The organism is Pseudomonas sp. PDM17 (genome assembly GCF_014851985.1).
Taxonomy (GTDB): Bacteria; Pseudomonadota; Gammaproteobacteria; order Pseudomonadales; family Pseudomonadaceae; genus Pseudomonas.
Genome location: NZ_JACVAT010000001.1, coordinates 38088 through 50770, shown reverse-complemented (window position 1 = coordinate 50770; position 12683 = coordinate 38088). Strand labels below are relative to the sequence as shown.

Annotated in this window: 12 protein-coding genes and 2 tRNA genes; 8 read left to right on the top strand and 6 right to left on the bottom strand. The window is 66.3% G+C overall.

From position 1 onward, the window contains the following. The first annotated feature begins 3 nt into the window (after nucleotides 1–3). The 3 genes from IB256_RS00265 to phrB are packed head-to-tail and all read left to right on the top strand — an operon-like array spanning nucleotide 4 to nucleotide 3381. Nucleotides 4–975, top strand: a complete 972-nt coding sequence (locus tag IB256_RS00265; protein ID WP_192400974.1) for a YbgA family protein — start codon at nucleotides 4–6, stop codon at nucleotides 973–975. A 31-nt stretch (nucleotides 976–1006) separates the two neighbouring features. Next, complete coding sequence (locus tag IB256_RS00260; RefSeq protein ID WP_192400973.1) at nucleotides 1007–1957, top strand: MerR family transcriptional regulator; 951 nt, start codon at nucleotides 1007–1009, stop codon at nucleotides 1955–1957. Then, nucleotides 1954–3381, top strand: coding sequence for a deoxyribodipyrimidine photo-lyase (gene phrB, locus IB256_RS00255; protein ID WP_192400972.1), 1428 nt, complete (start codon nucleotides 1954–1956; stop codon nucleotides 3379–3381). The genes IB256_RS00260 and phrB overlap by 4 nt, the downstream gene beginning before the upstream one ends. A 231-nt stretch (nucleotides 3382–3612) precedes the next feature. On the opposite strand, the gene IB256_RS00250 is transcribed toward phrB, so the two are convergent. From IB256_RS00250 to hemA, 6 genes are all read right to left on the bottom strand, one after another. Then, nucleotides 3613–4134: an acyloxyacyl hydrolase gene (locus IB256_RS00250; protein ID WP_192400971.1), complete on the bottom strand. Its 522-nt coding sequence runs from the start codon at nucleotides 4132–4134 to the stop codon at nucleotides 3613–3615. Between the two features lie 115 nt (nucleotides 4135–4249). After that, nucleotides 4250–5044 (bottom strand): glutamate racemase, encoded by a 795-nt coding sequence (gene murI / locus IB256_RS00245; protein WP_192292375.1) that lies wholly within the window; start codon nucleotides 5042–5044, stop codon nucleotides 4250–4252. Then, entirely contained in the window at nucleotides 5037–5792 is a 756-nt protein-coding gene (locus IB256_RS00240) for a molybdopterin-synthase adenylyltransferase MoeB (RefSeq protein WP_192292378.1), read from the bottom strand. Before IB256_RS00240 ends, murI begins: the two co-directional genes overlap by 8 nt. Continuing rightward, nucleotides 5786–6616: a peptide chain release factor N(5)-glutamine methyltransferase gene (gene prmC, locus IB256_RS00235; RefSeq protein ID WP_192292381.1), complete on the bottom strand. Its 831-nt coding sequence runs from the start codon at nucleotides 6614–6616 to the stop codon at nucleotides 5786–5788. Before prmC ends, IB256_RS00240 begins: the two co-directional genes overlap by 7 nt. A gap of 30 nt (nucleotides 6617–6646) precedes the next feature. Next, nucleotides 6647–7729 carry a peptide chain release factor 1 gene (prfA, locus tag IB256_RS00230; protein ID WP_138215893.1) on the bottom strand — a complete coding sequence of 361 codons (1083 nt, stop codon included), beginning with the start codon at nucleotides 7727–7729 and terminating at the stop codon, nucleotides 6647–6649. Further along, nucleotides 7726–8994, bottom strand: a complete 1269-nt coding sequence (hemA, locus tag IB256_RS00225; protein ID WP_045211202.1) for a glutamyl-tRNA reductase — start codon at nucleotides 8992–8994, stop codon at nucleotides 7726–7728. Before hemA ends, prfA begins: the two co-directional genes overlap by 4 nt. A gap of 145 nt (nucleotides 8995–9139) precedes the next feature. Here hemA and IB256_RS00220 point away from each other — a divergent pair, with 145 nt between their 5' ends. The 5 genes from IB256_RS00220 (at nucleotide 9140) to IB256_RS00200 (ending at nucleotide 12647) form a co-directional block, all read left to right on the top strand. Further along, nucleotides 9140–10906: a tetratricopeptide repeat protein gene (locus IB256_RS00220; protein ID WP_192400970.1), complete on the top strand. Its 1767-nt coding sequence runs from the start codon at nucleotides 9140–9142 to the stop codon at nucleotides 10904–10906. A 3-nt stretch (nucleotides 10907–10909) separates the two neighbouring features. After that, on the top strand, nucleotides 10910–11554 hold the full coding sequence (gene lolB, locus IB256_RS00215; protein WP_192400969.1) for a lipoprotein insertase outer membrane protein LolB: 645 nt from the start codon (nucleotides 10910–10912) through the stop codon (nucleotides 11552–11554). Nucleotide 11555: 1 nt separating this feature from the next. Beyond that, nucleotides 11556–12404, top strand: a complete 849-nt coding sequence (ispE, locus tag IB256_RS00210) for a 4-(cytidine 5'-diphospho)-2-C-methyl-D-erythritol kinase (RefSeq protein ID WP_192400968.1) — start codon at nucleotides 11556–11558, stop codon at nucleotides 12402–12404. 31 nt (nucleotides 12405–12435) lie between these two features. Next, a tRNA-Gln gene (locus IB256_RS00205) sits at nucleotides 12436–12510 on the top strand. A gap of 62 nt (nucleotides 12511–12572) precedes the next feature. Further along, nucleotides 12573–12647 (top strand) — tRNA-Gln (locus IB256_RS00200). The last annotated feature ends 36 nt before the right edge of the window (nucleotides 12648–12683 follow it).

The window sequence follows — 12683 nt, the reverse complement described above, 5'->3', positions numbered from 1 at the left end:
GCCATGTCCATCGCCAAGCCCAACAGCCCCTCACGCCCCCAGCTCGCCATCAGCGCCTGCCTGCTGGGCGAGCCGGTGCGCTACAACGGCGGACACAAGGCCTCACGCCTGTGCCTGGACGTACTCAGCCGCTACTTCGACTTCGTCCCGGTGTGCCCGGAAGTCGCCATCGGCCTCGGCGTGCCGCGGCCGACCCTGCGTCTGGTTGGCGACCGAGATGACCCGCGGGCCCTGATCCAGCGCGAAGGCGGCCGAGATGTCAGCGAAGCCCTGCGCGATTTCGGCCGCAAGCAGGCCGGGCTGCTGCAGGACATCTGCGGCTACATCTTCATGCAGCAGTCGCCCTCTTGCGGCCTGCAGCGAGTGAAGCTCTATCGCTTCGACGGCCAGCTGCGTCCGCCGGGCGTGCGCGGGCTCTACGCGGAAACCTTCTGCGCCGCGCGTCCGGAGTTGCCCGTGGAAGAAGAAGGCCGGCTCAACGACCCGGTGATCCGCGAGAACTTCCTCACCCGCGTGTTCGCCTACGCCGCGTGGCAGAAGCTCTGCGCGGACGGCCTGACACGCCACGCGGTGATCGGCTTCCACTCCCGCTACAAGTACCAGCTGATGGCGCACAACCCGCGCCAGTACAGCGCCCTCGGCCAGCGCCTGGCGAAGATCGGCGAGCAACCGCTGGAAGACTTCGCCCCGGACTATTTCCGAGACTTCATGCAGGCGCTGGGCACTTGCGCCACCCGCGGCACCCACAGCAACGTGCTGCAGCACCTGGCCGGTTATCTCAAGCACGACCTGCCCTCCACCGAGAAGGCCGAGATGCAGCACCTGATCGACCAGTACCGCGAAGGTGTGATCCCGCTGGTGGTGCCGCTGACACTGCTCAAACACCACTTCCGCCTGCACCCACACCCCTACATCGATGCCCAGGCCTACCTGCAACCGCACCCCGAAGACCTGAGCCTGCGCAATGCCATCTGACGTAGCCGTCAGACGTACTGAAAGGATGCCCATGAATCCCGACCACCCTCACCGCGAATCGGACGACGACTACCGTCAGGCCCTGGCCGAAGGCTGGCTGCCGATCCGCGAAGTCTCCCGGCGCACCGGCGTAAACCCGGTCACCCTGCGCGCCTGGGAGCGCCGCTACGGCCTGGTCGTGCCGCAACGCACGCCCAAGGGCCACCGCCTCTACTCCGAAGCGCAGATCGCGCGCATCCAGGCCATTCTCACCTGGCTAGGCAGAGGCGTGGCGGTGAGCAAGATCCGCTCGCTGATCGACGAAGACGCGCCGCCACCGCCGGAAACCACCGCCTCGCCCTGGGACGACCTGCGCCAGCAGTGCATCGCCGCCATCAGCCGGATCAATGAGCGCCAGCTGGACGAGCTGTTCAACGGCGCACTGGCAATCTATCCCGCGCAAACCCTCTGCGAGCAACTGATGCTGCCGCTGCTGGAAGAGCTCGAGCGGCGCTGGCAGGGCCAGTTCGGCGCGCAGCTGGAACGGGTGTTCTTCCACACCTGGCTGCGCACCAAGTTCGGCACCCGCCTCTACCACCACAACCGCCAGCAGCGCGGCGCCCCGCTGCTGCTGGTGAACCAGTCCGGACTGCCGCTGGAACCGGGCCTATGGCTCACCGCCTGGCTGGCCAGCAGTGCCGGTTGCCCGCTGGAAATCTTCGACTGGCCCTTGCCGCCCGGTGAACTGGCGCTGGCGGTGGAGCGCCTGCAGCCGCGTGCCGTGTTGCTCTACTCCAGCCGCACGCTGAACCTGTTGCAGTTGCCCCGGCTGCTGGCCGGCGTCGACTGCCCGCGCCTGCTGGCCGGCCCTGCCACCGCCATCCACCCCGACGCGCTGCAGGAACTGGCCATCGCCGAACCACCGCTGCACCTGGCCAGCGATCCGGTCGCCGCCTTCGACCTGCTGCGCGAACTGCACCTGCTCAACGGGGAGGCCGCATGAAACGCCAACTCGTCTGGCTGCGCACCGACCTGCGCCTGCACGACAACAGCGCCCTGCATGCCGCCGCCGAGCGCGGCCCGGTGATCGCTCTCTACCTGCTCAGCCCCGGCCAGTGGCGACGTCACGATGACGCCCCATGCAAGGTCGACTTCTGGCTGCGCAACCTGCGCGAACTGCGCGCCGACCTCGACAAGCTGTGCATCCCTCTGCTGATCCGCACGGCGGATCACTGGGACGAGGCACCAACAGTCATCGCTCAGCTATGCCGCGAGCTGGACATCGAAACGCTGCACGTCAACGAGGAGTACGGCGTCAACGAGGCCGCTCGCGACGCCGCCGTGGAGAAGGCGCTGGGGCACGACGGCGTTCGCCTTCGCAGCCACCTCGACCAGCTGTTCTTCACCCCCGGCACCATCCTCACCAAGGGCGGCACCTACTTCCAGGTCTACAGCCAGTTCCGCAAGGTCTGCTATGAACGCCTGAACCTCGGCGTGCCCAGCCTCGTACCGGCGCCCCGCGCGCAGCAGGAACTGGATATCGCCAGCGACGAGGTGCCCTCGCAAGTTGCGGGCTTCGAGCCGCCGCCCGCCGAACTGAGCGAAGAATGGCCCGCCGGCGAGGAAGCCGCCCATGAGCGCGTTGAGCGGTTCACCGACGAAATCCTCAAGACCTACCAGGACACCCGCGACCTCCCCGCCCGCGACGGCACCAGCCGCCTATCGCCGTACCTGGCCGCCGGCGTGCTGTCTCCCCGCCAATGCCTGCACGCGGCGCTGGCGAACAACCACGGCGAGTTCGAGACCGGCAACAGCGGCGCGGTCAGCTGGATCAACGAGCTGCTCTGGCGCGAGTTCTACAAACACATCCTGGTTGGCTTCCCGCGCGTGAGCCGGCACCGGGCCTTCCGCGAGGACACCGAGAAGCTGAAGTGGCGCTACGACCAGAAAGACCTGGAGGACTGGCAGCAGGGCCGCACCGGCTTCCCCATCATCGACGCCGCCATGCGCCAGTTGCTCGCCACCGGCTGGATGCACAACCGCCTGCGCATGGTGGTGGCGATGTTCCTCACCAAGAACCTGCTGATCGACTGGCGCGAGGGCGAACGCTGGTTCATGCGCCACCTGATCGACGGCGACCTGGCGGCGAATAACGGCGGCTGGCAGTGGAGCGCTTCCACCGGCACCGACGCGGCGCCCTACTTCCGCATCTTCAACCCGATCTCGCAGTCCGAACGCTTCGACCCCGACGGCCGCTTCATCCGCCGCTGGGTGCCGGAACTGGCCGGGCTGCAAGGCCGGGCGATGCACGATCCGTCGAAACTGGGGCTGTTCGGCGCGGAACGTTATCCACAGCCGATGTGCGACCTGTCGGCCACTCGGGAACGCGCGCTGGAAGCGTTCAAGAGCCTCTCCGCCGGCCGCTGAAGCTGAGCGCGCCATGCGCACGATCGCGGGGAGACTCCGCCCGTAGGGCGAATCGCCCGGAACGGGTTATCCGCCGGTTAGGTCACGGCGGATAACGCTGGTGCGTTATGCGCCCTACGGAGTTACCGATTAACGCCAGTGCCTTTTGGGAGCGCAGGAGCCGCCCTCAGCTAATCATGTCGCGCACAAAAAAGCCGGACCCAGGGTCCGGCTTTCTTTGTCAGCGCTCTGTTACAGCGGATGCGTGTAATAAAGGCTGTAGGATTCGATGCCATCGTTCGGCTGGCTGATGCCGGCGTTGGAGTAGTGCATGGCGCGCACACCCAGTGCCTGGCCCTCACCGAAGCGCAGGCCGACGCCCAGGCGATCCTCGAAGTTGAAAGCGCCACCCAGGTTCTGGTCGCCGACGCGGGAACCACTGAACACGGCCACGCCGATACCGGCTTCGACGAAGGGCTTGACCTTCTCGCCAGAGAACTCGTAGACGAACACGGGGCTGAAGGACAGCGAATGACGGCCACTGGCCTCGTCACCACCTTCCCAGTAGGTGTAGCCGGCGTCCCAGTAGCCGGTCAGCCGCCCGGTGGAGCTTTCCCACCAGCTCTTGTCCCAGTCGAACCCCAGACCCAGGCGATAGGTCATGGTGTTCTGCCCGGTGAAACCAACGGCGCCAGTCAGGCCAGCGGCCTGTGCGGAGAGCAGAGGCCCCAGAGTCAAAGCTGCCACGGCGGCAAGCGAGAGTAGTTTCTTCATCGAAACATCCTTTATTAGAAAGCTGAATGAAAAATCCCCGCGAATAGCTGGCGATTATAAGGCCATTTGTCACCACTTGCTGACAGACCCAAAGATCCAGCCCGCTATTTTTTCATCAGCCAGGGAAGAAATTGACCGGCTCTTCGGTGCCCCAGAGCACCGGCAGTACGCGTTCAAGTTCTTCGACTGCACCGCTGGTCCATAGCTCAGTTTTTTTTGCATCCCCCAGCGCCAGCATCCCCCGTACCTGCAACAGACGCTCGAGCTGCCGGGCCACAGCGGCCCCGGTGTCGATCAGCGAAACGTCCGCCGGCACCAGCTCACGCAGCAGCGGACGCAGGAAAGGGTAATGCGTGCAGCCGAGGATCAGCGTGTCGCAGCCCTCGGCCAACAATGGCGAGACGTAACCTTGCAGCAGTTCACGGGTCTGAGAGCCGCTGAGGTCGCCCAGCTCGATGCGTTCCACCAGGCCTGGGCAGGGCTGGGTAACGACCCGCACGTCGCTGGCGAAGCGATCCAGCAGTGCGGCGAAGCGTGCGCTCTTCAGGGTGCCGGTGGTGGCGAGCACGCCGACTACGCCACTGCGGGTCGCTTCGGCCGCCGGCTTTACGGCCGGTTCCATGGCGACGATGGGCAGTTGCGGGTACAGCTCGCGCAGGTCAGCAGCGGCGGCGGCGGTGGCCGTGTTGCAGGCCAGCACCAGCGCCTTGGCGCCACGATTCAGGAGGAAATCGGCGATGGCGCGGCAACGCGCGCGGATGTACTCGGGAGTCTTCTCGCCGTAGGGCACGTGGCCGCAATCGGCGAGGTAGATCAGGGATTCGTGGGGAAGCCGCGCCCGGATTTCGTGGAGGACGCTGAGTCCGCCTACACCGGAATCGAACACGCCGATCGGCGCGGCATCAGCCATGCGCGGCTCCGCACACGGCGCACTGCGGATCGCGCTTGACCCGCAGTTCGCGGAAGCGCGTGCCGAGGGCATCGATCAGCAGCAGGCGACCTACCAGCGGCTCGCCGAAGCCGGCCAGCAGCTTCAATGCTTCAAGCGCCTGCAGGCTGCCCACCAGCCCCACCAGCGGGCCGACCACGCCGGCCTCGCTACAGGTCAGTTCGGCTTCACTGCCATGGCCGTAGAGGCAGTGGTAGCACGGGCTGTCCTCGCGGCGCGGATCGAACACCGAAAGCTGTCCTTCCAGCCGAATGGCCGCGCCGCTCACCAGCGGTTTCTTCGCGGCGACGCAGGCGGCGTTCACCGCTTCGCGGGTGCCGAAGTTGTCGCAGCAGTCGAGCACCAGGTCCACACCCGCCACGGCGGCGTCGAGGGAGTCGGCGTCCAGCGCCTGGCGATGGGCAACCAGCTTCACGTCCGGGTTCAGCGCGGTCAGGCGGGCGATGGCGGAGTCCACCTTGCCCACGCCGACGCTGTCGGTGCCGTGGATGATCTGCCGCTGCAGGTTGGTCAGGTCGACGGTGTCGAAGTCCGCCAGGTGCAGTTCGCCGACGCCGGCCGCGGCCAGGTACAGCGCCACCGGGGCACCGAGGCCGCCGAGGCCGACGATCAGCACGCGGCTGTCCTTCAGGCGCAGCTGGCCGTCCACGTCGATCTGCGACAGGAGGATCTGCCGGCTGTAACGCAGCAGTTCGTTGTCGGTCAGCATGTCCATCGCCCCAGGCTGATGCGCTCGTGGCCGCCGAGGTCGCGACGGCTTTCCACCGCGCTGAAGCCACGGCTGAGCAGCAGGTCGCGCACGGCGTCAGGCTGGTCGAAGCCATGTTCGAGCATCAGCCACCCGCCGTTTTCCAGGTGGTTTGGCGCCTGCTCGATGATCAGGCGGATGTCGTCCAGCCCGTCCTGCCCGGCGACCAGCGCGCTCGACGGCTCGAAGCGCACATCGCCCTGCTTGAGGTGCGGGTCGGTGCTGGGAATGTAGGGCGGGTTGCTGACGATCAGCGCAAAGCGCTCGCCTTCTACCGCCGAGAACCAGTGGCTGGCGCGGAAGGCGACGTTGGCCAGGCGCAGGCGTTCGCGGTTGCGCTCGGCCAGGGCGACGGCCTCGGGAATGCGGTCGACGCCCAGCACCTGCCAGCTCAGGCGTTCGCACGCCAGCGCAAGGGCGATGGCGCCGGTGCCGGTGCCCAGGTCGAGCACGCGCGATGGCGAGGCTGGCAGCAGCGCCAGCGCGGTCTCCACCAGCAGCTCGGTGTCCGGGCGCGGGATCAGGGTGTGCGGCGCGACTTCCAGATCCAGGCTCCAGAAGCCCTGGCGGCCGAGGATGTAGGCCACCGGCTCGCCGGCCACCCGGCGCGCCAGGTAGCGGTCGTAGAGGTCGTGGGCCTCGCGGCTGACCACGCGCTCGGGCCAGGTCCGCAGGAAGCTGCGCGGCTTGCCCAACGCGGCGGCGAGCAGCAGCTCGGCATCCAGGCGCGCGCTGGGCGAGTCCGGCAGTTGCGCCTCGTTGAGCAGGGTCATGATGGTTGCCATGGTCTATCGCTCTCTCAGTCGCCCGCTCTCTCAATCACCGAGCGCGGCCAGCTGGTCGGCCTGGAACTCTTGCAGCAGCGGCTCGATGACCTGCTCCACCGCGCCTTCCATGACTTCACCCAGGGAGTACAGGGTGAGGTTGATGCGGTGGTCGGTCACCCGGCCCTGGGGGAAATTGTAGGTGCGGATGCGCTCGGAGCGATCACCCGAACCGACCAGCAGCTTGCGCGTGCTGGCGATCGCCTGCTGGGCCGCGGACTGCTGCTGGTCGTTGAGCTTGGCCGCCAGCCAGGCCATGGCCTTGGCGCGGTTCTTGTGCTGGGAGCGCTCTTCCTGGCACTCGACCACGATACCCGACGGGATGTGCGTGATGCGCACCGCCGAGTCGGTCTTGTTCACGTGCTGGCCGCCAGCGCCGGAGGAACGGTAGGTGTCCACGCGCAGGTCGGCCGGGTTGATCTCGATGGCCGCCTGTTCGTCCGGCTCGGGCAGCACCGCCACGGTGCACGCCGAGGTATGGATGCGCCCCTGGGATTCGGTGGCCGGCACGCGCTGCACGCGGTGGGCGCCGGATTCGAACTTGAGCTTGGCGTAGACGCTCTCGCCTTCCACACGGGCGATGACTTCTTTATAGCCGCCGTGCTCGCCCTCGTTCTCGGACATGATCTCCACACGCCAGCCCTGCTTCTCGGCGTAGCGCGAGTACATGCGGAACAGGTCGCCGGAGAAGATCGCCGCTTCGTCGCCACCGGTGCCGGCACGGATTTCCAGGAAGACGTTGCGGCCGTCGTTGGGGTCCTTGGGCAGCAGCATGCGCTGCAGGCGATCCTCCAGGCCGACCAATGCGGTCTTCGCCTCGGCGACTTCCTCCTCGGCCATCTCGCGCAGGTCCGGGTCGCTGTCCTTGAGCAGCGCCTGAGCGCCTTCGAGGTCGGACTGCACCTTGCGGAACTCGCGGAAGGCGAGGATGACCGGCTCCACTTCCGCGTATTCACGGGAGTAAGCGCGGAACTTGGTCTGGTCGCTGATCACCTCGGCGTCGCCCAAGAGAGCGGTCAGCTCTTCATAGCGGTCGCTGAGGATATCCAGCTTTTTCAGGAGGGAAGCTTTCATCGCTTGTCAGTGCCCTCCTCGAGGGCGAACAGTTCCTGCGCGACGGCCAGCGCATCGATGCGGCCCTCGGCGGAGAGTTTCTTCATCTGCACGCTGGGGGCGTGCAGCAATTTGTTGGTCAGGCCACGGCTGAGCTGGGCGATGACCTCCATCGGGTCGGCGCCGTTGGCCAGCAGGCGCTGGGCCTTCTGGGTTTCCTCGTCGCGCAGGCGCTCGGCCTGCTGGCGATAGGCGCGCAGCACATCGACCGCGGCCAGCTCGCGCAGGCGCAGCATGAACTCGTGCACACCGTCGCCGACCAGTTCCTCGGCGGCCTGGGCGGCGCCCTGGCGGCTCTTGAGGTTTTCGGCCACCACTTCGTGGAGGTCATCGACGCTATAGAGGTAGACGTCTTCCAGCTCGCCGACTTCCGGCTCGATGTCGCGCGGCACGGCGATATCGACCATGAACATCGGCTTGTGCCGACGCTGTTTCAGCGCACGCTCCACCGCGCCCTTGCCCAGGATCGGCAACTGGCTGGCGGTGGAACTGATGACGATGTCGCTGTTGACCAGCTCGTCCGGCATGTCCGCCAGCAGAATGGCGCGGGCGCCGAACTGCTCGGCCAGCAGGCTGGCGCGCTCCAGGGTGCGGTTGGCGACCACGATGCGCTTCACGCCCTGCTCGTGCAGATGGCGGGCGACCAGGGTGATGGTCTCGCCAGCGCCGATCAGCAGCGCCTGGCTGCGGCTCAGGTCGCTGAATATCTGCCGGGCCAGGCTGACCGCTGCGAAAGCCACGGACACCGGGTTCTCGCCGATGGCGGTGTCGGTGCGCACGGTCTTGGCGGTGCTGAAGGTGGCCTGGAACAGGCGCCCCAGCATCGGCCCCACGGTGCCGGCCTCGCGGGCTACGGCGTAGGCGGACTTCATCTGCCCGAGGATCTGCGGCTCGCCCAGCACCATGGAATCCAGGCCCGCGGCGACGCGCATCATGTGGCGCACGGCTTCCTCGTCCTGATGAACGTAGGCGCAGGCGCGCAGGTCGTCGATCCCCAGGTTGTGGTAATCGGCCAGCCAGGCCAGCACGTCGCCGGCGTCCGGATGCTCGATCTCCAGGTAGAGTTCGCTGCGGTTGCAGGTGGAGAGGATCGCGGCTTCGCGGCTGGAAGTCAGCCTGCACAGCAGCTGCAGGGCCTCGACCATCTGCTCGGGAGTAAAAGCCACGCGCTCGCGGACGGCCACGGACGCGGTCTTGTGGTTGATGCCGAGGGCAATGAAGGCCATGCAGAGTCGCTGAGCTGATCGGAAAGCCCGCAATTGTCCTACTTAGCCTTGTGAAGGACAACCACCCGCGACGTATCGCACACTGCAAATCGTATACAGGCCCGTCAGCGGCGCTTGCCCATGGGATTGGCACTTTCCTTATGTCATGATGGTCCCATTTCGCAGGTCAGGCCCTCGTCCTTCCTCTATGAACAAGTCTCTTGCGCTGCTGACTGCTCTGCTGCTGCTCGGCGGCTGCCAGTCTCTTACACAGAAAAATTCCGACAGTGCTTCCGTGGAGAAGGACAAGGCCGCGGCTGCTCAGAAGAATCAGAAGTACGGCTCCTTCAGCGAAGACACGATGTTCTCGCTCCTCACCGCCGAGCTCGCCGGCCAGCGCAACCGCTTCGACATCGCCCTCGCCAACTACGTCGAGCAGGCCAGGGAAACCCGTGATCCGGGCGTCGCCGAACGCGCCTTCCGCATCGCCGAGTACCTGGGCGCCGACCAGGAAGCCCTGGACACCTCGCTGATCTGGGCCAAGGCCGCGCCGGACAACCTCGACGCCCAGCGCGCCGCTGCCATCCAGCTGGCGCGCACCGGCCAGTACGACGAATCCATGGTCTACATGGAAAAAGTCCTCAACGGCCAGGGCGACACCCACTTCGACTTCCTCGCGCTGTCCGCCGCCGAGACCGACCCGGATACCCGCGCCGGCCTGCTGCAGAGCTTTGACCGCCTGCTGAAGAAGTACCCTGACAACGGCCAGCTGCTGTTCGGCAAGGCTCTGCTGCTGCAGCAGGACGGCCGCCCGCAGGAAGCCCTGCACCTGCTCGAAGACAACTCCGCCAGCAAGCACGACGTCGCCCCGCTGCTGCTGCGAGCCCGCCTGCTGCAGAGCATGAAGCGCAGCGACGAAGCGCTGCCGCTGCTCAAGGCCGGCATCAAGGAGCACCCGGACGACAAGCGCGTCCACCTCGCCTACGCCCGCCTGCTGGTGGAGCAGAACCGCCTGGAAGACGCCAAGGCCGAGTTCTCCGCGCTGGTCGAACAATTCCCCGACGACGACGACCTGCGCTTCTCCCTCGCGCTGGTCTGCCTCGAAGCCCAGGCCTGGGACGAGGCCAAGGTCTACCTGCAGGAACTGGTCGAGCGCGACAGCCACGTCGACTCCGCCCACTTCAACCTGGGCCGCCTGGCCGAGGAGCAGAAGGACCCGGAAACCGCACTCAAGGAATACGCCCTCGTCGGCCCGGGCAACGACTTCCTCCCGGCCCAGCTGCGCTCCACCGAGATCCTGCTGGACCAGAAGCGCTATGACGACGCCTCGCGCCGCCTCGCCGAAACCCGCGACCGCCAGCCCGACTACGCCATCCAGCTGTACCTGATCGAAGCCGAAGGCCTGTCCAATCGCGACCAGGTGGATCGCGCCTGGAACGTCATCCAGCAGGGCCTCAAGCAGTTCCCGGATGACCTAAACCTGCTCTACACCCGCTCCATGCTCGCCGAGAAGCGCAACGACCTGGCGCAGATGGAGCAGGACCTGCGGCTGATCATCCAGCGCGAGCCGGACAACGCCATGGCGCTCAATGCGCTGGGCTACACCCTGGCCGACCGCACCACCCGCTACAGCGAAGCCCGCGACCTGATCCAGAAGGCCCATTCGCTGAACCCGGACGACCCCGCGATCCTCGACAGCCTGGGCTGGGTGAATTACCGCCTGGGCAACCTCAGCGAAGCGGAAACCTACCTGCGCAAGGCGCTGGAACGCTTCCCCGACCACGAAGTGGCCGCACACCTGGGCGAAGTGCTCTGGGCCCAGGGCAAGCAGAGCGAAGCCCGCAAGGTCTGGGCCACCGCCCTGCAAAGCCAGCCTGACAGCGCCGTCCTGCGCGACACCCTGTTGCGTCTGACCGGCTCCGGAACCCTCTGATTCATGCGTTTACGTCACCTGATAGGCGCCGCCGCGCTTGCCCTGCTCGCCGGCTGCTCCAGCTTCGGCACCCACGAAGCCCTGGAAGGCCAGGGCAACGCCACTGCCTGGAACGCCCACAAGGCACGCATCGCCACCCTCGATGGCTGGCAGATCGACGGCAAGGTCGGCATCCGCGCACCCAAGGACTCCGGCAGCGGCACCCTGTTCTGGCTGCAACGCCAGGACTACTACGACATCCGCCTGTCGGGCCCGCTGGGCCGCGGCGCCGCACGCCTGACCGGGCGCGAGGGTGCGGTGACCCTCGAGGTCGCCGGCCAGGGCCGTTTTGAGGCCACCTCCCCCGAAGAACTGCTGGAACAACAGATGGGCTGGCGCCTGCCGGTTTCCCACCTGCTCTGGTGGATTCGCGGCCTGCCCGCGCCGGACAGCAAGAGCCGCCTGACCCTGGACGGCGACAGCCGACTGGCCAAGCTGCAGCAGGACGGCTGGGACGTGGAGTACACCCGCTACAGCGAGCAGAACGGCTACTGGCTGCCTGAGCGCCTGAAGCTGCACGGCCAGGATCTGGACGTCACCCTGGTGGTGAAGACCTGGCAGCCGCGTCAATTGGGCGCAGTCCAGTCGAACAAAGCGGACCCGCAGTGACATGCAGGACCGCCTGACCCTGCCGGCGCCGGCCAAGCTCAACCTGTTCCTGCACATCACCGGCCGCCGCGCCGACGGCTACCACGAGCTAGAGACCCTGTTTCAGTTCCTCGATCACGGCGACGAACTGCAATTCGCTGCTCGCGAAGACGGCGAAATCCGCCTGAACACCGAGATCGAGGGCGTTCCCCACGACAGCAACCTGATCGTCAAGGCCGCCCGCCGGCTGCAGGAACAATCGGGCTGCCCGCAGGGCGCCGACATCTGGCTGGACAAGCGCCTGCCCATGGGCGGCGGCATCGGCGGCGGCAGTTCCGACGCCGCCACCACCCTGCTCGCGCTCAATCGCCTGTGGCAACTGAACTGGAGCGAAGACCGCCTCGCCGCACTGGGCCTGAGCCTGGGCGCAGACGTCCCAGTCTTCGTGCGCGGCCGCGCGGCGTTTGCCGAAGGCGTCGGCGAGCAGCTCACGCCGGTTGAACTCGACGAACCCTGGTTCCTCGTCGTCGTACCGCAAGTCTTTGTCTCCACAGCAGAAGTTTTCTCCGATCCCGAGTTGACACGGGATACTCCGCCCATTAAAGTTCGCAGCCTTCTCGGGGTGGACGGTCATAACGACTGCCAGCCGGTCGTCGAGAAGCGTTACCCGGATGTTCGTAACGCACTGATCCAGCTAGGTAAATTTACCCAAGCGAGATTGACCGGCACCGGAGCTTGTGTGTTTGGGAGCTTCCCAAACAAAGGCGATGCTGATAAAGTTCGCCGCCAACTTCCGGCCACTCTGCCGAGTTTTGTTGCCCAGGGCCGTAACATCTCGATGTTGCACCGAAAGCTGCAAAGCCTGGAGTGAGAAGTAAGCAATGTAATCGGTTGTACGATACAGGGGCGTCGCCAAGCGGTAAGGCAGCAGGTTTTGATCCTGCCATGCGTTGGTTCGAATCCAGCCGCCCCTGCCATTAACCCACAGGGTTACACGTACAGCGCCAACGAACACATTGCTCCGCAAGTTGTAAGCTACAGGGGCGTCGCCAAGCGGTAAGGCAGCAGGTTTTGATCCTGCCATGCGTTGGTTCGAATCCAGCCGCCCCTGCCATTTTCTTCTGGCTCAACCGGGCCTACCCTCAAGCCG

Coding starts and splice junctions, on each gene's coding strand:
- IB256_RS00265 (WP_192400974.1), top strand. CDS start 4: ATGTCCATCGCCAAGCCCAACAGCCCCTCACGCCCCCAGCTCGCCATC.
- IB256_RS00260 (WP_192400973.1), top strand. CDS start 1,007: ATGAATCCCGACCACCCTCACCGCGAATCGGACGACGACTACCGTCAG.
- phrB (WP_192400972.1), top strand. CDS start 1,954: ATGAAACGCCAACTCGTCTGGCTGCGCACCGACCTGCGCCTGCACGAC.
- IB256_RS00250 (WP_192400971.1), bottom strand. CDS start 4,134: ATGAAGAAACTACTCTCGCTTGCCGCCGTGGCAGCTTTGACTCTGGGG.
- murI (WP_192292375.1), bottom strand. CDS start 5,044: ATGGCTGATGCCGCGCCGATCGGCGTGTTCGATTCCGGTGTAGGCGGA.
- IB256_RS00240 (WP_192292378.1), bottom strand. CDS start 5,792: ATGCTGACCGACAACGAACTGCTGCGTTACAGCCGGCAGATCCTCCTG.
- prmC (WP_192292381.1), bottom strand. CDS start 6,616: ATGGCAACCATCATGACCCTGCTCAACGAGGCGCAACTGCCGGACTCG.
- prfA (WP_138215893.1), bottom strand. CDS start 7,729: ATGAAAGCTTCCCTCCTGAAAAAGCTGGATATCCTCAGCGACCGCTAT.
- hemA (WP_045211202.1), bottom strand. CDS start 8,994: ATGGCCTTCATTGCCCTCGGCATCAACCACAAGACCGCGTCCGTGGCC.
- IB256_RS00220 (WP_192400970.1), top strand. CDS start 9,140: ATGATGGTCCCATTTCGCAGGTCAGGCCCTCGTCCTTCCTCTATGAAC.
- lolB (WP_192400969.1), top strand. CDS start 10,910: ATGCGTTTACGTCACCTGATAGGCGCCGCCGCGCTTGCCCTGCTCGCC.
- ispE (WP_192400968.1), top strand. CDS start 11,556: ATGCAGGACCGCCTGACCCTGCCGGCGCCGGCCAAGCTCAACCTGTTC.